Source organism: Streptomyces sp. 11x1 (assembly GCF_032598905.1).
Lineage (GTDB): Bacteria > Actinomycetota > Actinomycetes > Streptomycetales > Streptomycetaceae > Streptomyces.
The window spans coordinates 7,420,670-7,439,294 of the sequence record NZ_CP122458.1; the positions used below are offsets into that span (position 1 = coordinate 7,420,670).

The 18,625-nt window shown below is 70.2% G+C and carries 14 protein-coding genes; 7 read left to right on the plus strand and 7 right to left on the minus strand.

Annotated elements, in window-relative coordinates:
* Nucleotides 1-2 precede the first annotated feature (2 nt).
* From chvE to P8T65_RS32600, 4 genes are all read right to left on the minus strand, one after another.
* Nucleotides 3-1,115 (minus strand): multiple monosaccharide ABC transporter substrate-binding protein, encoded by a 1,113-nt coding sequence (gene chvE / locus P8T65_RS32585; RefSeq protein ID WP_316728770.1) that lies wholly within the window; start codon nucleotides 1,113-1,115, stop codon nucleotides 3-5.
* A gap of 136 nt (nucleotides 1,116-1,251) precedes the next feature.
* Nucleotides 1,252-2,220, minus strand: a complete 969-nt coding sequence (locus P8T65_RS32590) for a hypothetical protein (protein ID WP_316728771.1) — start codon at nucleotides 2,218-2,220, stop codon at nucleotides 1,252-1,254.
* A 120-nt stretch (nucleotides 2,221-2,340) separates the two neighbouring features.
* The gene (locus tag P8T65_RS32595) at nucleotides 2,341-3,363 is read right to left on the minus strand and encodes an alcohol dehydrogenase catalytic domain-containing protein (RefSeq protein WP_316728772.1); all 1,023 of its coding nucleotides are present in this window, start codon (nucleotides 3,361-3,363) and stop codon (nucleotides 2,341-2,343) included.
* A complete protein-coding gene (locus tag P8T65_RS32600; RefSeq protein WP_184894600.1) occupies nucleotides 3,360-4,517 on the minus strand; it encodes a mandelate racemase/muconate lactonizing enzyme family protein in 1,158 nt (385 codons plus the stop codon). Before P8T65_RS32600 ends, P8T65_RS32595 begins: the two co-directional genes overlap by 4 nt.
* Nucleotides 4,518-5,279: 762 nt before the next feature.
* On the opposite strand from P8T65_RS32600, the gene P8T65_RS32605 reads away from it, so the two are divergent.
* The 6 genes from P8T65_RS32605 (at nucleotide 5,280) to P8T65_RS32630 (ending at nucleotide 12,153) form a co-directional block, all read left to right on the plus strand.
* Complete coding sequence (locus tag P8T65_RS32605) at nucleotides 5,280-6,323, plus strand: LacI family DNA-binding transcriptional regulator (protein WP_230211938.1); 1,044 nt, start codon at nucleotides 5,280-5,282, stop codon at nucleotides 6,321-6,323.
* Between the two features lie 142 nt (nucleotides 6,324-6,465).
* On the plus strand, nucleotides 6,466-7,470 hold the full coding sequence (locus tag P8T65_RS32610) for an ABC transporter substrate-binding protein (RefSeq protein ID WP_184894604.1): 1,005 nt from the start codon (nucleotides 6,466-6,468) through the stop codon (nucleotides 7,468-7,470).
* A 98-nt stretch (nucleotides 7,471-7,568) separates the two neighbouring features.
* A complete protein-coding gene (locus P8T65_RS32615; protein WP_316728773.1) occupies nucleotides 7,569-9,107 on the plus strand; it encodes a sugar ABC transporter ATP-binding protein in 1,539 nt (512 codons plus the stop codon).
* Nucleotides 9,104-10,204, plus strand: coding sequence for an ABC transporter permease (locus P8T65_RS32620; protein WP_316728774.1), 1,101 nt, complete (start codon nucleotides 9,104-9,106; stop codon nucleotides 10,202-10,204). The genes P8T65_RS32615 and P8T65_RS32620 overlap by 4 nt, the downstream gene beginning before the upstream one ends.
* Complete coding sequence (gene yjfF / locus P8T65_RS32625) at nucleotides 10,201-11,232, plus strand: galactofuranose ABC transporter, permease protein YjfF (RefSeq protein WP_184894610.1); 1,032 nt, start codon at nucleotides 10,201-10,203, stop codon at nucleotides 11,230-11,232. Before P8T65_RS32620 ends, yjfF begins: the two co-directional genes overlap by 4 nt.
* A 195-nt stretch (nucleotides 11,233-11,427) precedes the next feature.
* Entirely contained in the window at nucleotides 11,428-12,153 is a 726-nt protein-coding gene (locus P8T65_RS32630) for a hypothetical protein (RefSeq protein WP_316728775.1), read from the plus strand.
* A 946-nt stretch (nucleotides 12,154-13,099) separates the two neighbouring features.
* On the opposite strand, the gene P8T65_RS32635 is transcribed toward P8T65_RS32630, so the two are convergent.
* Nucleotides 13,100-13,537, minus strand: a complete 438-nt coding sequence (locus P8T65_RS32635) for a MarR family transcriptional regulator (protein WP_316728776.1) — start codon at nucleotides 13,535-13,537, stop codon at nucleotides 13,100-13,102.
* A 129-nt stretch (nucleotides 13,538-13,666) separates the two neighbouring features.
* Here P8T65_RS32635 and P8T65_RS32640 point away from each other — a divergent pair, with 129 nt between their 5' ends.
* On the plus strand, nucleotides 13,667-14,689 hold the full coding sequence (locus P8T65_RS32640) for an NADP-dependent oxidoreductase (RefSeq protein WP_316728777.1): 1,023 nt from the start codon (nucleotides 13,667-13,669) through the stop codon (nucleotides 14,687-14,689).
* Between the two features lie 112 nt (nucleotides 14,690-14,801).
* Here P8T65_RS32640 and P8T65_RS32645 read toward each other — a convergent pair whose 3' ends face one another.
* Nucleotides 14,802-16,010 carry a serine hydrolase domain-containing protein gene (locus P8T65_RS32645; RefSeq protein WP_316728778.1) on the minus strand — a complete coding sequence of 403 codons (1,209 nt, stop codon included), beginning with the start codon at nucleotides 16,008-16,010 and terminating at the stop codon, nucleotides 14,802-14,804.
* Between the two features lie 49 nt (nucleotides 16,011-16,059).
* Nucleotides 16,060-18,615: a M14 family zinc carboxypeptidase gene (locus tag P8T65_RS32650; protein WP_316728779.1), complete on the minus strand. Its 2,556-nt coding sequence runs from the start codon at nucleotides 18,613-18,615 to the stop codon at nucleotides 16,060-16,062.
* Nucleotides 18,616-18,625 lie beyond the last annotated feature (10 nt).

Genomic DNA, 18,625 nt, shown 5'->3' on the forward strand with positions numbered 1-18,625 from the left:
GGTTACTTGAGGTCGCCGGCCTTGATGTAGCCGGAGTCGACGACGACCTTCTGGTAGTTGGTCTTGTCGACGGCGACCGGCTCAAGCAGGTAGGCCGGGACGACCTTGGACCCGTTGTCGTAGGTCTCGGTGTCGTTGGTCTCGGGCTTCTTGTCGTTCAGCAGCGCGTCGACCATGTTCGAGGCGACCTTGGCGAGCTCGCGGGTGTCCTTGTAGACGGTCATCGACTGCTCGTCCGCGATGATCGACTTCACCGAGGCGACCTCGGCGTCCTGGCCGGTGACGATCGGCAGCGGCTTGTCCTTGGAGCCGTAGCCGTCGGACTTCAGCGCGGAGAGGATGCCGATGGAGATGCCGTCGTACGGCGAGAGGACGGCGTCGACCTTGCCGCTCTTGTAGTCCTTGGTGAGGATGTCGTCCATGCGGCGCTGGGCGGTGGCGCCGTCCCAGCGCAGCGTGGTGACCTTGGTGATGTCGGTCTCGCCGGACTTCACGACCAGCTGCTTCTTGTCGATGTACGGCTTGAGGACGTTCATCGCGCCGTTGAAGAAGTAGCGGGTGTTGTTGTCGTCGTTGGAGCCGGCGAAGAGCTCGATGTTGAACGGGCCCTTCTTGGAGCCGTCCTTGAGGCCGAGCTTCGAGACGATGTAGTCGCCCTGGAGCTCGCCGACCTTCTCGTTGTCGAAGGAGGCGTAGTAGTCGACGTTCTCGGTGCCGAGGATCAGCCGGTCGTAGGAGATGACCGGGATGTCGGCGTCCTTGGCCTGCTGGAGCACGTTGTTCATCGACTTGTTGTCGATCGCGGCGACGATCAGGGCCTTCACGCCCTGCGTGATCATGTTCTCGATCTGGGAGACCTGCTTGGCGGGGTCGTCCTCGCCGAAGACCAGCTGGGTCTTGTAGCCCTTGGACTTGAGGTCCTTGACCACGTTGTCGCCGTCGGCGATCCAGCGCTCGGAGGACTTGGTCGGCATCGAGATGCCGATGGTGGCGCCCTCGGTGCTGCCGCCCTCCTCCTTGCTGCCGCCCTCGCCGCTCTGGCCACAGGCGGAGAGGGTGAGGGCCAGCGAGGCGGCGGAGGCTATGGCGGCGAGTGCGGCTCGGCGAGTGCGCATGATCATCATCCTTGATGTCTTGAAGGCCTGGATCGTTCTGGCAAGGTCGGCGCTTCATGAGCCGAAAGCTGCCAGAGAAGACGTGGGGGATTCTGTGTGACTGCGTCTTCTTCTGTGAAGACAGTTGTCCGGTTCGTTATGAGGGAGTTCCGAACCGCTTCAGTTCGCCCGGCAGTCGGGAGCCGAGCGGCGCCATGTCGCCGTCCGCTCCGTGCCGTGCGAGCAGATCCAGGGCCAGTCGGCCGCGCCGTACGCGTTCCTTGGCCGTGGACAGTGTGAGGTCCCGCATGTGGTGCCCGTAGGGGTAGATCCCGGGGGCCTTCGACAGGCCGAACTTCAGATAGATCGGCGCGCCGCGCCGGATCAGCTCGGCGACCTCGTACATCCGGACATAGCCGCCGAGGTCGTCGGGCGCCTCGATGTACATGTCCATGGGGGCGGCGGACACCCGCCGGATCTCCGTGAGGTGGTCGAGCGTGAGGTCGCTCGGCACGTTGATCGAGTCGCCGCCGAGGTTCTCGTACACGGCGTACGCGGTCGGGTTCACCGGTCCGATCAGCGCCGATACCTTGAACGTCGTGTCGGCCGGCAGGATCCCCGCCAGCCGCGCCCTGTGCAGCGTCCACAACACGCCCTCGTCGGCGACGAGCAGGCACTTCACGCCCAGCTCGGTCGCGCGCACGGCGTCCTCCACACAGCCGGCGACCGCGTCGTGGCCCCGGGCGCGCAGACCGCCGCCCTTGGAGTCGGTGCGGGTGGAGCCGCCGATGTCCCAGGTGCCGCGCGGGCCGGTGAACAGGCAGAGCTCGATGTCGCGCTCGGCCGTCGCCTCCACCATCTCGGTGATCTCGGCGTCGGTGAGCATCCACACACCGCTGCCCTGGCTGATCCGGTGGATCGGGACGTCGAGCCGCGACGCCTCCTTGAGGACCACGGCGAGCGCCTCCGGCCCCTCCACGGAGGGCACCTCGGTGCGCCAGCGGCCGCCACCGGGGAAGGTGTGCGGTGAGGCGTCGGACGGGTGGAGGGCGGGTGCGTCGAGCCCGAGCGCGGCGAGGGCCTGCTCGCCGGGTCGGCGCGGGGCCGGAGCGGTGGTGTCGGTCACAAGCTGTCCTTCATGTTCGGTATTTCGGACGAGGTTCGCGGCTCTTGGTGCACAAAACTTGGGTGTACGCCGGTACGCAGTCGTCAGGGACCCCGTACCGGCGTACGGCTCAGGGGTGTGTCATGGCCGCAGTAGGACCTTGCCCACCGTCGGGTCTCCGGACCCCACCAACTCGATGGCCTGCGAGAACTCCGCCAGCGGAAGCTCGTGCGTGACGAGCGGCAGCGGGTCCAGCAGCCCGGCCCCGAAGACCCGCACCGTGTGCGCCCACGCGTCCGGCGCCGCGCCGAACACCGTGTGCACCTCCAGCTGCCGTACGACGAGGTCCGTCGGGTCGAGCCCGTCGGCGCCCGGCGCCGGGATGCCCGTCAGGACCAGCCGGCCGCCGCGCCGCAGCAGGGCGGCGGCCGTGCGCGCCGCGTCCGCCGACCCGGCGGTCTCGATGACCACGTCGAAGTCGCCCGGCAACTCCTGATCCTTGGTGCGGAAGTCGGTGGCGCCGAAGCGCTTCGACAGCTCCGCGCGGTCCGGCCGGGTGCCCACGACGAGCAGCTCGGCGGGCGAGGCCGCCTTCAAGAACTGAACGGCGAACATCCCGAGCGTCCCGGTCCCCACCACGGCGACCCGCTCACCCGGAACGGCGTTCGCCTTGAGCGCGGCGGCCGCGATGCACGCGGCCGGCTCCAGCAGCGCCGCCGCCGTCAGATCCGCGTCGTCAGGCAGGACGTGCAGCAGACGGGCGGGCAGGGTGAGCGTCGTGGCCATCGCGCCGGGCTGGGTGAACCCGGTCTCCTCGTACCCCGCCGAGCACAGCGTGGTCTCGCCCGCGTGGCAGCGGTCGCACACCTGGCAGTTGCGGAAACCCTCGCCAACTACCTTGCATCCTACAAGAGTTGAAGGAACCCCGGCGCCGACCTCGACGACCGTGCCGGACCACTCGTGGCCCGGGGTGAGCGGGTAGCGGACGTACCCCTCCGGCCGGTTGCCCTGGAAGACCTCACGGTCGCTGCCGCAGATCCCGGAGGCGTGCACCCGGACCAGGGCCTCGCCGGCCTCCGGCGGCCTGGCCTCGTGCGGGACGAGACGGTGCTCGCCCGGCGCCTCGATGACGACGGCGGCTGCCGCGTCGGGGGAGGAACTCACTTGGTCCCCTTGGGCTTGCGCTGCTCCCAGCCCTCGGCCCACAGGTCGAAGCGGGCCTGCTGCTGCGGGAACTCCGCCGCCGCGTCCACGTCCAGCTCGACCCCGAGGCCGGGCTTGTCGGAGAGGTGGAAGTAGCCGTCCACGACCTCCGGGGCGCCCGAGACGACCTTCTTGATGTCCGCGTCCGCGAAGTCGTTGAAGTGCTCAAGGATCTTGAAGTTCGGGGAGGTGAAGCCGACCTGGAGGGAGGCCGCCGTCAGCACCGGGCCGCCCACGTTGTGCGGCGCGACCAGCGTGTAGTGGGTCTCGGCGGTCGCGGCCAGCTTGCGGGTCTCCCAGATGCCGCCGATGTGGCCGACGTCCGGCTGGATGATGTCCACGGCCTGGCTCTCGAAGAGCTCCCGGAACTCGATCCGGTCGTGGATGCGCTCACCCGTGGCCACCGGCATGTCGACCTTGGCGGCCACCTTCTCCAGCGCCTTCAGGTTCTCCGGCGGCACCGGCTCCTCCAGCCACGCGGGCTTGAAGGGCGCCAGGTCCTTGGCGAGCCGCACGGCGGTCGAGGGCGAGAACCGGCCGTGCATCTCCAGCATCAGCTCGGCGTCCGGCCCGATGGCGTCGCGCACGGCCTCGATCAGCGAGACGGCGTACAGGCTCTGCTGGTGGTCCAGCTCGAAGTGGCCGGTCCCGAAGGGGTCGATCTTGAGCGCCTTGTACCCGCGCTCCATCACCCCGCGCGCCGCCTTGTGGTACGCCTCGGGCGTGCGCTCGGTGGTGTACCAGCCGTTGGCGTACGCCTTGACCTTGTCGGTGACCTTGCCGCCCAGTAGCTGCCAGACCGGCACGCCGAGGGCCTTGCCCTTGATGTCCCAGCAGGCCATCTCGATGACGGCGATACCGGACATCACGATCTCGCCGGCGCGCCCGTAGTCGCCGTACTTCATCCGCTTGACCAGATCCTCGACAGCGAACGGGTCGGAGCCGAGAATGTGGTTGGTCTTCGCCTCGTGCAGATAGCCGAGCAGCGCGTCGGTGTGGCCCAGCATGCGGGTCTCGCCGACGCCGGTGAGACCCTCGTCGGTGTGCACGAGGACGTAGGTCAGGTTTCGCCACGGCGTCCCGACCACGTGCGTGCTGATTCCCGTGATGCGCACGGTACTCCCTGCCCTCTGTAGTCTGTTCGAAATTTCGTCGCTCGTTCGAAATGCTGGTCGCGACAGTAAGGACGACCCGGTCGGAGTGTCAATGGGTCGAACACACAACGGTCCAAGGCGGCCCGCGCGGCCCGCGTCCCGGGAACGGTACGTGGTGATTCGGGCGCGAGTGAACGCGGCGCGCGGCGCACGGATGTGAGCGGTGTCCTTGACGGGGGCGTGGATGTCCAAGAGCCCCTGGTGGCGGGCGTGATGTCCGTTGCGTCCAGGGTGGGTTGGGCGCCGTGCGGCGAGTTCCGGCCGTGCCGGGGGCGCCGGGTTTGGCTCGCGACGGGCCCGCCGCCGGGCCGGAACGCGGCCCCTGCCAGGGAGGTCGCGTCGAACGTCGAGGCCGACGCGGGGCCGCGAGGTGGCTCGCGTCAACATGTTCGGGCCAAAAGCCTGTTGCGCGGCCGATGAGTGCCTCCGGTCGCCGTCGTCGTGACCCGTGCCGCCCGTCGCGTTACGCAAACGTGACCGCCTTCTCTGCTGCAGCCCTCTTGACCGCCAGGAATTGTTAGCGCTCACAATGACCTCCGCAACGCACCATTCATCGCCCGGCAACATCCAAGGAGGTACGAGCGTCGTGTCGGACTCGCGTCAACTCGCCTTCCCCCCGGATGTCTTCGGGCGTTCCGGAATTCCGGTATGAAACCGGCGGCACGGGAGCGCGCTTCCGCACGACGGGTCTTATCGGCAGACGACCGCCAAGGAGGTGCGGCCGTGACTTCCTCGCAGCTGCGACCGCCCACCATGGCCGACGTCGCCCGCCAGGCCGGGGTCTCCCACCAGACCGTCTCCCGAGTGCTGGGGGACCACCCCAACGTGCGGGACGAGACCCGGGCCAAGGTGCTCCGCGCGATCGAGGAGATGGGCTACCGCCGCAACTTCTCCGCTCGGGCCCTGGCGACCAGGCGCACCCAGACCCTGGGCGTGGTCGCCTCCAACACCACGCTCTACGGTCCGGCCAGCACCCTGTTCGCGCTGGAGGAGGCGGCACGGGCCGAGGGGTACCTCGTCTCGACGGTCAGTCTGCGGGAGCTGACCGTGGAGGCGCTGTCCGAGGCCCTGGACCGTCTCAGCGAGGGCGGGGTGGAGGGAGTGATCGCCCTCGCCCCGCAGCGCTCGGCGGTCGCCGCCCTCAGCGAACTGCGCCACCCCTTCCCGGTGGTGGCCGTGGGCACCGGCTCCGGCGCGGAGATCCCCAGCGTCAACGTCGACCAGCACCTGGGCGCGCGGCTGGCCACCGGCCATCTGCTCGCCGCCGGTCACCGCAAGGTCTGGCACCTCGCCGGACCCGAGTACTGGCAGGAGGCCGCCGACCGGACCGCCGGCTGGCGGGCCACCCTGGAGGAGGCCGGCGTCGAACCGCCGCAGCCGCTGCGGGGGGACTGGAGTCCGCTCTCGGGCTACCGGGCGGGCCAGGAACTGGCCGGCTGGGTGGGTCGCGGTCTGACCGCCGTCTTCGTCGCCAACGACCAGATGGCGCTGGGGGTGTTGCGAGCCCTGCGCGAGGCGGGCGTACGGACCCCCCAGGACGTGGCGGTGGTCGGCTTCGACGACATCCCGGAGTCGGAGTTCTTCGCCCCGCCGCTCACCACCGTCCGACAGGACTTCGCCACGGTGGGGCAGCGGAGCATCGCGCTCCTGCTGGACCTCATCGAGGGGCGGGCCTCCTCCGTCTCCCGGGTCGCCATCGAACCCCAGCTCGTCGTCCGCGCCAGCACCTTCCCGTACGTCCCCCTGGCGGGGACCGCTCCGGGCTGACGCGGCACCCGAACAAACGAATGTCATTCACCCCTCAGTATGGCCGACATTTCGAACAATGATCGACAGGTTGGACGCGGTGCGGCCGGCCCCTGAGTACCAACGGTCCGTCCTCGGACCGGCTCTTCAAAGGAGAAGAAACATGCTCAACAGACGGAACTTCCTGACCGCGGCGATCGGTGTGGCGGCGGCGGGCACCCTGGCGGCCTGTGCCAAGGAGGACGAGGGCTCCGGCGGCAACTCCGGTTCCGGCGGCGGCAAGAAGATCACCCTCGGCTTCTCCCAGGTCGGTTCCGAGAGCGGCTGGCGCAGCGCCAACACCGACTCCGTGAAGTCGGCGGCCAAGGAGGCGGGCTACAACCTCAAGTTCTCCGACGCGCAGCAGAAGCAGGAGAACCAGATCTCCGCGATCCGCAGCTACATCGCGCAGAAGGTCGACGTCATCGCCTTCTCGCCGGTGGTCGTCACCGGCTGGGACGCCATCCTCAAGGAGGCCCAGGCCGCGAAGATCCCCGTCGTCCTGACCGACCGCTCCGTCGAGAGCGACGAGTCCCTGTTCGTCACCCTGGTGGGCTCCGACTTCACCGACGAGGGCCGCCGCGCCGCCAAGATCCTGGAGAAGGTCCTGGAGAAGGCGGGCCACAAGGGCAAGGTCAAGATCGCCCAGCTGGAGGGCACCACCGGTGCCGCCCCGGCGATCGAGCGCGCCAAGGGCTTCAAGGAGATCATGGACGCCGAGCACAAGGACGACTGGGAGATCGTCGTCAGCCAGACCGGCGACTTCACCCGTGCCGGCGGCAAGCAGGTCATGGCGGCCTTCCTGCAGTCCAACCCGGACATCAACGTCCTCTACGCGCACAACGACGACATGGGCCTCGGTGCCATCCAGGCCATCGAGGCGGCCGGCAAGAAGCCCGGCAAGGACATCCTCATCGTCACGGTCGACGGTGTGAAGGACGGCTTCATCGCGATGTCCGAAGGCAAGATCAACGCGATCGTCGAGTGCAACCCGCTGCTCGGCCCCCAGCTGATGGAGGTCGTGCAGAAGGTCCACGACGGCGAGAAGGTCGAGCGCTGGATCAAGACCGAGGAGAGCGACTTCCTGCAGGACCAGGCCAAGGACGCGCTCCCCACCCGTAAGTACTGACCCTCCCGCACCGGCAGGGAGCCTCCAGGGGACCCGGGTTCGCCCCGGTCCCGGAGGCTCCCCGCGGGCCTGAACCCATGTCAAGAGGAGCGCTGCTCATGGCAGAGCCGCGGCCCGTCCTGGAGATGACGGGCATAGTCAAGGAGTTTCCGGGGGTACGGGCTCTGTCGGGCGTCGACTTCCGGCTCTTCCCCGGCGAGATCCACGCCCTGATGGGCGAGAACGGTGCCGGGAAGTCCACCCTCATCAAGGTGCTGACGGGGGTCCACTCCCTGGACGGCGGCACCATCACCCTCGACGGCGAGTCCGTGCGGATCGGCAGCCCGCTGGAGGCCCAGCAGGCCGGCATCAGCACGGTCTACCAGGAGGTCAACCTCTGCCCCAACCTCTCGGTGGCGGAGAACATCTTCATCGGACGTGAACCCACCCGCGCGGGCCGCATCCAGTGGAAGCAGCTGCGCAAGGACGCCGCGGACATGGTCGACCGCCTCGGCCTCGACATCGACGTGACGGCCCCGCTGTCCTCGTACCCGCTGGCCGTGCAGCAACTGGTCGCGATCGTACGGTCGGTGGGCCACGGCGACAGCGACGGCGAGGGCTCCGGCACCAAGGTGCTGGTCCTGGACGAGCCCACCTCCAGCCTCGACCGCGACGAGGTCCTCGAACTGTTCCGTCTGATGCGACGGCTGCGGGACGAGGGCGTCGCCATCCTCTTCGTCTCGCACTTCCTGGACCAGATCTACGAGATCTGCGACCGGATGACGGTGCTGCGCAACGGCACCCTGGTCGGCGAGCACATGGTGGCCGACCTTGACCAGGTCGGGCTGATCGAGCTGATGATCGGCAAGGCCCTGGACCAGCTGGAGGAGCTCCACGAGCACCAGCTGCGCTCCGATGTCGGCGAGACCCTCGTCGATGCCGAGGGCCTCGGCCGGACCGGCGGCATCGCCCCCTTCGACCTGGAGATCAAGAAGGGCGAGGTCGTCGGCCTCGCCGGTCTGCTCGGCTCGGGCCGCACCGAACTCGCCCGGCTGCTCTTCGGCGCCGACCAGCCCGACAGCGGCAAGGTCACCGTGGACGGCCGGCAGGTCTCGATGAGCGCCCCGAACGACGCCATCGGCGCCGGGGTCGCGTTCTGCTCGGAGAACCGCAAGACCGAGGGACTGGTCCCCGATCTGACGGTCCGGGAGAACATCATCCTGGCCCTCCAGGCGTCCCGCGGCTGGACCCGGCCCATCCCGGCCGGACAGCGCGACGAACTGGTCGCCAAGTACATCAAGGCGCTGGACATCCGCCCCGCCAACCCGGAGGCCCGGGTCGGCCAGCTCAGCGGCGGCAACCAGCAGAAGGTGCTGCTCGCCCGCTGGCTGATCACCCAGCCGAAGCTGCTCATCCTGGACGAGCCCACGCGCGGCATCGACATCGGCGCGAAGGCGGAGATCCAGAAGCTGGTCGTCTCCCTCTCCGAGGACGGCATGTCCGTCCTCTACATCGCGGCCGAGCTGGAGGAGGTCCTGCGCCTCAGCCACACCATCGGCGTCCTGCGCGACCGCAAGCTGGTGGCCCGGCTCACCAACGGGCCGGAGATCACCACCAGCAAGATCCTGGAGACCATCGCGAGCGGAGAACACCAGTGAGCACCCCATCCGCAGCCACCACCTCCCGCTGGCGGGCGCTGACACACCACCATCTGTTCTGGCCGGTGGCGGTCCTGGTGGCCCTGCTCCTCGTCAACGTCCCCTTCACCCCCGACTTCTTCGCGATCAGGATGACGGACGGCCACCTCTACGGCAGCCTCGTCTCGATCGTGCTGTTCGGCTCGCCGCTGATCCTGGTCGCGGTCGGCATGACCCTGGTCATCGCCACCGGCGGCATCGACCTCTCCGTCGGCGCGGTCGTCGCCATCACCGGCGCCCTGACCTGCTCGTACATCAGTGACCAGGCCGACCAGAACGCGCTGGCCGGGGTCTTCCTCGCCATGGGCATCGGCCTGGTGGCCGCGGTCCTGTGCGGTCTGTGGAACGGCTTCCTGGTCGCCCGGATGGGCATCCAGCCGATCATCGCGACCCTCATCATCATGGTCGCCGGACGCGGTGTCGCCCAGCTGATCACCGATGGCAAGATCATCACCATCAACAGCGAGCCGTACAAGCTGATCGGCGGCGGCTACTGGCTGACGCTGCCCTTCTCCATCTTCGTGGTGGCCGCGGTCGTCGCCGTCACGGTGGCGCTGACCCGCAAGACCGCGCTCGGTCTGCTCGTCGAGTCGGTCGGCGGCAACGCCGAGGCCAGCCGCCTGGTGGGCATCCGGTCCCGGCGCATCAAGATCATGGTCTATATGTTCTGCGCCCTGTGCGCGGGCATCGCGGGCCTGATGATCAGTTCCAACACCTCGGCCGCGGACGGCAACAACGCCGGCCTGTGGATCGAGCTGGACGCGATCCTCGCGGTGGTCATCGGCGGCACCTCGCTGCTCGGCGGCCGGTTCTCGATCGGCGGCACCGTGATCGGCGCCCTGGTCATCCAGACCCTGACCACCACGATCTACACCATCGGCGTGCCGACCCAGACCAACCTGGTCTTCAAGGCCGCCGTCGTCATCGTCGTCTGCCTGCTGCAGTCCCCGAAGTTCCGGGCCAAGGTCTTCGGCGCCAAGGGGCGCGGGAAGCCCACCGCCCCGGCGGAGCCCGCCACCCCGGCCGACGCCGCCCCGAAGATGGAGGTGTCGCGATGAGCGCGACCACCAAGACGCGTACGGCCCCGGAGGGCGGGACGGCGTCCCAGACGTCCGCGATCACCCGCCTGCTCGGTGACCGGCGGCTGCCGGTCCTGGTCACGGCCGCCCTGTTCCTCGCGATGTACATCACCGGCCTGAGCCGGTACCAGAACTACGGGTTCGCCGAACCGCAGGTGTTCCTCAACCTGTTCATCGACAACGGCTACCTGCTGGTCGCCGCCGTCGGCGCCACCTTCGTCATCATGTCCGGCGGCATCGACCTGTCCGTGGGCTCGCTGATCGGCTTCACCACCATGTTCACCGCCTGGCTGGTGGAGCGTCAGGGCCTGCCCCTGATCGTGGTCGTCCCGCTCGCCCTCGGCGTGGGCGCGTTCGGCGGCTTCCTCATGGGCTATGTGATCCACAACTTCGAGATCCAGCCGTTCATCGTGACTCTCGCCGGGCTCTTCCTCTTCCGGGGCCTGTGCCTGGTCATCAGCAAGGAGTCCATCTCCATCAGCGACTCCACGGTGAGCAGCCTGGCCCAGACCCGGGTGCCGCTGGGACTCGGGGACCTGTCGATCGGCGCCCTCGTGGCCCTGGCCGTCCTCGGCGCCGCCTTCTACGTCCTGCACTACACCCGCTTCGGACGCCGGGTGTACGCCATCGGCGGCAACGAGCAGTCGGCGCTGCTGATGGGGCTCCCGCTCGGCGGCACCAAGATCGCCGTCTACACGGTGAGCGGCTTCTGCTCGGCCCTGGCCGGCCTGCTGTTCATGCTGTACATCCAGTCCGGTGACCCGCTGCACGCCGTCGGCATGGAACTCGACGCCATCGCCGCGGTGGTCATCGGCGGCACCCTGCTGACCGGCGGCTCCGGCTATGTCATCGGCACCCTCTTCGGCGTCCTGGTGCTGGGCCTGATCAAGAGCATCATCCAGTTCGAGGGCACCCTCAGTTCCTGGTGGACGAAGATCGCCACCGGTGTGCTGCTCTGCGCGTTCATCCTGATCCAGCGGGCCATGACGGCCCGGAAACAGACCTGAACCGAGCAGTTCCCGTCCCTCGGCTCCCCTGGTCCGTCGCACCCGGCGTGCGGCGGACCGCTCGGCGTGCGCCGACATCGGGGCGAATAGTCGGGCTTGACCTCAACTGGGCAAACCGGAAAGGCCAGTTCCGCACACAACCTTCACAGGAGCCTCTAGGAACGGCCCCAGTGCGGAATCTAGTCTTCCCGCGTCATGGACTACTGCCACCCGTGCCGACGGCACCTCAACGGCGCCCTCGCCTGCCCGGGCTGCGGCACCCCCGTCGAAGAGCTACCCGCGTACGCGGACGACGCCGACGCACACGCCGAGGAGGCCGAGGAGACCTCCCCGGTGCCCGAGGGCGAGCCCGGCCCCCGCACCTCGCGCCGCCGGGCCGGCCGGGAGCGCGCGTCGGGGACCCGCTCCAACCGCCGCGACCGCAAGGCCGCCGCCCACCGGCGCCGCCGCAAGCGCGTCCTGCTGATCGGCTCCGGGCTGCTGCTGGCCGTCGGGGCGCTGAGCCTGGCGGAGCTGGGTATCGAGGCCCCCGGCTCCGGTAAGGCGACCAGCGCGGCCGACGACGAGTCCGCGGGCGGTTCCTCGGCCTCTCCCGACGGCGGGTCGGCCGAGCGGGACGACACGGCCGACGGCTCCGGCGAGGACGCCTCCCCGTCCGCCTCGCCCTCCAAGTCGGCCTCCCCGTCCGCCTCCGAGTCGGAGAAGAAGGACGACAAGGGCAACGACGAGGCCGAGCAGGAGAAGGAACGCGAGGGCCAGTCCGCGACCGGGGGCTCCCGCCCCGCGTCCCCCACCGGCCCGGCCGCCACGGCCGCCCCCGACCCGACGACGAAACCCACCACCGGCCCCACCCCCGACGACCCGACCCCCGAGCCGTCGCCGTCGGAGACCTGCGAGAAGTTCCTGTGGTGGTGCGCCTGACGTCGAGCGCGCCCGCACGAACGGGAACGACCGGCCGGTGATCGACTGATGGGTGACGGGCTGATGGCGGCCGACCGACGGCGGCCGACCGACGGCGGCCGACCGACGGCGGCCGACCGACGGCGGCCGACGTGACCGACTGGTGGGCGACGGGCGACGTGACTGGCCGATGGTGACCGGCCGGCGGTGACTGGCCGGCGATGACCGGCCGATGGCGACCCGCAGGATGATGCTGAGGCTGCGCACCCTGCTGAACTCGCCGTCCAGCGCCTCGTAGGAGGCGCTCAGGGCGGAGACGAGCAGTTCACGGTCGCCCGGCAGTCGTTCCCCCGCCTCCACGCGTCCGACGGCCTCGGCCACCTTCACCCGCAGCGGGTCGTTCGGGCGGAGGTGCTGCTCGACGTGGCTCAGCACATCGGCACTGCGGCCGATCAACTCCTGCTCCGAACACAGGTTGAGCAGCATCACGTCGGTCGCGCGCACATTGGCCCAGGTTCGCTCCAGGGGCGCGGCTCCGGTGAAGAGACGGCGCCGCGCGGAGACGGCATGGCGCGCTTCGTCGAGTTGCCGTGCGATCCCGTCCAGTGTCTTCTCCCGCTGACACTGCTCGGTCGGGTCCTGGACGACTCGGCACCTCTCCCGGGCCGCCTGCTGTTCGAGGGAGAGGATGTGGGCGACGGCCCGCTCACGCCAGGCCGTTCTGTGCCCCCGGAACATCTCCTCGGAGGAGCGGGGGAGGTGATGAGAGGGCTTTTCCCGGTCCGGTGCGGGTCCGCGCCGGAGTACGTGTGAAGCGATCCACAGGAGAACGACTGCGGCGACGCCGTCGCGGGGCCCTTTCGTGCCGTCCGCACCGTCAGCACCGTGCAGGCCTTTCCCGTTGGCCATCCCGACCTCCAGCAAAGACCCCCCTGCTCAGCGTAGGACGGACGCCCGACCGCTGCACCTACGCCCCGAGCATCCGCCGCAACAGCTCCCGCAGCGTCTCCCGCTCGGTGGAGCTCAGGCCTGCCAGTGGCTCGCGGGCGAAGTCCAGGGAGTTCCGGAGGCTGCCTGCCACCCGGCGGCCCTCGGCGGTGGCGGCCGCCAGTTTCACCCGGCGGTCATTGGGGTCGGGGCGGCGCTCCACCAGGCCCCGCGTCTCCAGGCGGTCCACGATGCCGGTCACGTTCGACGGCTCGCAGCGCAGTTTCTGGGCGAGGCGACGCATGGGCAGCGGCTCCAGGGAAAGGAGGCCGAGGAGACGGGCCTGGGCGCCGGTGAGGCTGTGTTCGGCGGCGGCGTCCTCGTACTCCTCGTGGTAGCGGGCCACCACCGCGCCGATGAGTTCGACGACCTCCATGGTCAACGGGTCGATGCGGGGGGTCGTCCTCTGCGTGGGCATGGCTCCGAGAGTACCCCTTTACTTGACAACATGAAATATTCAGGAGCATGGTTGTTTCAGATGCTGAAGTAACCGCACGGTATGTACGCACCACGGCATGCCCCTCGCAGCGCAGAAAGGCCGACCCCCATGTCCGACACCCCCGCCCTCCCCGCCACCAGCCGTGAATGGCACCTGCTGAGCCGCCCCGTCGGCTGGCCGAAGGACGAGGACTTCGCCCTGGTCGAGGCGGAGATCCGGCAGCCCGGCGCGGGTGAGGTCCTCGTACGGAACACGTACCTCTCCGTGGACCCGTACATGCGTGGCCGCATGAGCGACGCGAAGTCCTACGTCGCCCCGTTCGAGCTGGGCAAGGTCATGCAGGGCGGTGCGGTCGGCGAGGTCGTCGCCTCGGCGGCCGACGGCATCGCCGTGGGCGACCACGTGCTGCACTTCGGCGGCTGGCGCGAGTACGCCACCTTCGACGCCAAGCAGGCCGTGAAGGTCGACCCGGACGCCGCGCCGCTCTCCACCTACCTCGGCGTCCTCGGGATGACCGGCCTGACCGCCTACGCGGGTCTGCTGCGGGTCGGCGCCTTCAAGGAGGGCGACGCGGTCTTCGTCTCCGGCGCCGCCGGTGCCGTCGGCAGCCAGGTCGGCCAGATCGCCAGGCTCAAGGGCGCCTCCCGCGTCATCGGCTCGGCCGGCTCCGACGAGAAGGTCAAGCTGCTGGTGGAGGAGTACGGCTTCGACGCCGCCTTCAACTACAAGAACGGCCCCGTGTGGGAGCAGCTCAAGGAGGCGGCCCCCGACGGCATCGACGTCTACTTCGACAACGTCGGCGGCGAGCACCTGGAGGCCGCGATCGGCGCGCTCAACCTGCGTGGCCGGGCCGTGATCTGCGGCATGATCTCCCAGTACAACTCGACGGAGCCGACCCCCGGCCCGCGCAACATGGTCAAGATCCTGCAGAACCGCCTGCGCGTCGAGGGCGTCCTCGTCGGCGACCACTACGACCTCCAGTCGCAGTTCGTCCAGGAGGTCGGCCCCTGGGTCGCCTCGGGCGAGCTCAAGTACCGCGAGACGGTCGTCGAGGGCATCGAGAACAACCTGGAGGCCTTCCTCGGCGTCCTGCGCGGCGACAACACGGGCAAGATGATCGTCAAGCTCTGAGTCCCCGCCCCGTGACGGCCGCCCGTCCACGGTCGTTGCACAGCGCGGAGTCCGCACCCCTGGACGTGGGGTGCGGACTCCGTCGTGTGCGGCCCCGCCGGTTCGGCGGGGATCAGAGCGCCAGGGCCGCCGTGTGCACCGCCCGTACCAGTCCCGCGTTCTCCGGCGCCGCCCCGCCCGGGAAGGCCATGCGGCGGCGGGTGTAGCCGTAGGCGAGGCCGCTGCGGGGGTCGGCGAAGGCCTGGGAGCCGCCGGCCCCGCTGTGGCCGAAGGTGCCCGCGCCGAGGAACGGGTGGACCAGCTCGGCGGTGGCCTGGAAGCCGAGCCCGAACGCCTTCGGGGCGCGGGCGACGAGGTCGTGGCCGAAGGAGTGGACCTGGCCGATCTCGGCGACCGTGTCGGGCTTCAGCAGCGGCGGGCGGCCGTCCACCGAGCTGATGGCCGCCGCGTACATCCCGGCGAGCCCCCGTGCCGAGCCGACACCGCCCGCCGACGACTGCCCGCTCGCCCGCACGATCCGTGCGTTGGGGAAGTCCGTCAGCTCACCCGGCTCCGGCACCTGGTTGTTGAACGCGATCGACGCCAGTGTGTGCGGGCCCTGCGGCACGGCGTCCAGCTCGGCCTGCTGCGCGGGCGTCGGCGTCATCGGCAGGACGGTCCGGAAGCGGGGCTCGTGCTCGGCCGGCAGCCCCAGGAAGAGATCGAGGCCGTAGGGGGCACGGACCCGCTCCTCGTACACCTCCTGGAGCGTGCGGCCCGTCGCCCGCCGTACGACCTCGCCGGTGAGTGCCCCGATGACCAGCGCGTGGTAGCCGAAGGCGGCCCCGGGACGCCAGTACGGGCGCTGCCCGGCGAGGCGCTCGGCGATCACACGGTCGTCCGCCAGCTCCTCCAGGGTGAACCCGGCATCGGTGCCGACGAGCCCCGCCCGGTGCGAGATCAGCTCCCGCAGGGTCACCGCCCCCTTGCCCTCGGCCGCGAACTCCGGCCAGTAGTGGGCGACTTCGCGGTCCAGCTCCAGCACCCCGTCCTGGACGAGGAGCGCGACGACCAGATGGGCGGCGCCCTTGGTGGAGGAGAACACGCCGTGCAGTGTGTCGCCGCCCGTCGCCGCCTCCTCCGCGGGACCCGCCCACAGGTCGACGACCCGACGCCCGTGCACGTACGCGGTCAACTGGCCCTCGTAGTCGCCCCGTTCACCGGACACGAACGCGGCGAACTCCTCGCGCACCGCCTCGAAGCCGTCGGCGACCGTGCCGTGCACTTCGGCCGTGACCGCTGTCGTGCCGTGGTCGGCGGCCGTCCGGTTTCCCTCGGTCATGCACGCTCCCGTTTCCTTGACGCCCGCTACTGACTCACCGTGACACCCGCTACCGGCTCACCGTCAGCAACGCCCGGCCCACCTGCGGGAATTCCCCCTTCGGGTGGGCGCGGAACAGTGGTTCGGTACCGAACAGGACCGCGTGCGGTCCGCTGACCACGGACGCCCGGCCCGCCGCTGCCGCCGGGCCGCCGGATCCGTCCTCCGACGGCCGCCAGTGCCCGGACACCAGCGGGTTCCCACCGCCGTACGACTGCTCGACCCGCACCCCGGCGCCCAGCCCGGTGAACCACACGGGCGCGTAGACGAAGCTGTGGTCCGGCGCCCCGCCGGTCACCGCGCCGCCCGTGTTCACCACGCGCACCAGGCCGTTGGCGTCCCCGTTGCCCTGGACCGCCGTGACCTTCAGCCGCCCGGTGGCCGTGGCGAGCGCCGAGCCGGCCGCGCCCCGGCCGACCAGCCCGTGCGTGGAGAGGAAGCCGGTGAGGGCCGTACGGGCGGACTCGTTCAGAGCGCCGTACGACAGCCCCGACGACACGAACAGCACGTCGGCCCGGGACCAGTCGAAGCCCGCGTTGAGGACGGCCGTCGACACCGGGACCACGTCGAAGTTCATCTCGCGCAGCGCGAACAACTCGCCCGCCGTGACGGCGGCAGCCACCCGGACCGGACGCAGGGGCGTGCCCTTCGACGCGCCCTTGGCCGCCGCGAAGACCACGTCGTGGGACCGGGCGAGCGCCTGGGCCTTCCGCCGCGCCGAGGACGGCACGAGCGCGCTGCCGTCGGCCGCCCGGCGTACCGAAACACCGTCCTTGAGAAGGGAGTTGAGGGCGGCGATCTCCTGCGGGGAGTCGAGCCGGAGGCGCAGGTCGCCCCGCGGCGCGACCTGACCCACGCGGGCGGCGAACGTCACCGGCCGGTCCGGCACGGCGGACGGACGACCGCTGTGCGCCGCCACCACGGTGGCGCCCCACAGCCGCCCCAGGCTCCAGCCGGAGATGTCGTACATCGCCGAGACCTTGCCGCTGATGTCGGTGCCGTCGGCGAGCAGCACATTGGCCATGCCGCGCTTGGGCTGACGCAGGTCGACGACGTACGACCCCTTCGTGTACGACCGGCCGTCGAGCCGGAAGGCGCGGATCGCGCGGGTCACCCGGACGTCGTTGGCGAGCAGGTGGTCGACGAGTCGCGCGGCGGCCGTGGCGGAGCGCTGCCCGCCGCCCGCGGGGACGACATAGGCGCGCGGGAAGTCGGTCGTGTAGACGTCCTCGGGGCCGATGCCGGGCACGCCGGGGACGGTCTCCGCCGAGACCGGGACCTGGGCGGCGCCCGCCGCACCGCGCCGGAACACCTCGATCTGGTCGGCGACCAGCGAAGTCCGCCTCTCCCGTACGAAGTCGAGGGTCGCGCGCAGCGCCGCGCCCGCCACGTCGACGTTGATCGCGGACCGGCGGCGGAGTTCCTCGACCGGCAGCGACTCGTAGGCCGCGTTGTTCACCTGGAGCGGGATCTCCACGGTGTGCGCGGCGACCGCGCCGTGGAAGGCCGCGTACTGCGGGGTGAAGATCGGCGGCCAGTCGTCCCACCCCTCCTCCGAGTCGCGGAACGGGATCTGGGCCGGGTCGACGCCGTCCTTGGCGGGGGTGTGGCCGAGGCCGTTGACGGCGGACTCCATGCGGAGCGCGTTCGCGTAGGCGTTCTTCAGGAAGAGGTCGTACTCGTAGTTCTCGCCGTGCGGGGGAGTGGTCGGCTCGATGAGCGTGCCGTTGACGTACCCGTGCACGTCGAGCATGACGACGGGCTGCTTGTCGATCTGGATCCGCCGCATCGCCCGCACCTCGGGCTGCGAGGCGGTGACGAAGTCCCGGTTCATGTCGAAGCCGACCGCGTTGGCGCGCGTGCCCGCGATCCGGCCGTCCGGGTTGGCGGTGAGGTTGAAGTACAGCCGGGAGTGGGCGAGCAGGTCCTTCGTCCTGGCGTCGGTCGCGGTCGCCAGCCGCTCGATGAGCTTCAGGGACGCGTCGGTGCCCTCCCACTCGTTGCCGTGGATGTTGTTGTTGAAGAAGACGGGCGCCTTGTACGTCTTCCTGATCTCCGGGCTCCTGGCGGCCGACCGGGGCGCCGACTCGATGAGTTCACGCATCCGCGCCTGGTCGCGGGCCTGCCGCGCGGTCTCGGGGGCGGTCACGGTGACGAGGTAGAGCCGGTGGCCGCCGGCCGACCGGCCCGCGATCTCCACGCTCACCCGGTCACCGAGCCGCTGGAGGGCGTTCAGCTTCGGGGCGATGGCGTGGTACGGGGTGAGCCCCAGCTTGAGGGACTTGTCGGCGGGGTTCTCCGGGTCGGGGGAGAGGACCTGCTCACGGGGGTAACCGCGGCTGGAACCGGCCGTGTCGGCGAGGTCGGCGACGGGTTGGGTCAGGGCCAGCCGGGTCGCGCTCGCCGGGGCCTGGGCGGCGCCCCGCGGCAGGGCCGAGCCCTCGCGGACCGGCGGCTTGGGGTCGGCGCCCGCGGGATGCGGGGCGACGAGCAGGGATCCTGCGGTGACGGTGACGGCGGCGACGCTGAACAGTGCGGATCTCGGGCCGGGTCTCGGCGGACGCACGCAACCTCCT

Coding starts and splice junctions, on each gene's coding strand:
- P8T65_RS32640 (WP_316728777.1), top strand. CDS start 13,667: ATGTCCGACACCCCCGCCCTCCCCGCCACCAGCCGTGAATGGCACCTG.
- P8T65_RS32645 (WP_316728778.1), bottom strand. CDS start 16,010: ATGACCGAGGGAAACCGGACGGCCGCCGACCACGGCACGACAGCGGTC.
- P8T65_RS32630 (WP_316728775.1), top strand. CDS start 11,428: ATGGACTACTGCCACCCGTGCCGACGGCACCTCAACGGCGCCCTCGCC.
- P8T65_RS32610 (WP_184894604.1), top strand. CDS start 6,466: ATGCTCAACAGACGGAACTTCCTGACCGCGGCGATCGGTGTGGCGGCG.
- chvE (WP_316728770.1), bottom strand. CDS start 1,115: ATGCGCACTCGCCGAGCCGCACTCGCCGCCATAGCCTCCGCCGCCTCG.
- yjfF (WP_184894610.1), top strand. CDS start 10,201: ATGAGCGCGACCACCAAGACGCGTACGGCCCCGGAGGGCGGGACGGCG.
- P8T65_RS32615 (WP_316728773.1), top strand. CDS start 7,569: ATGGCAGAGCCGCGGCCCGTCCTGGAGATGACGGGCATAGTCAAGGAG.
- P8T65_RS32635 (WP_316728776.1), bottom strand. CDS start 13,537: ATGCCCACGCAGAGGACGACCCCCCGCATCGACCCGTTGACCATGGAG.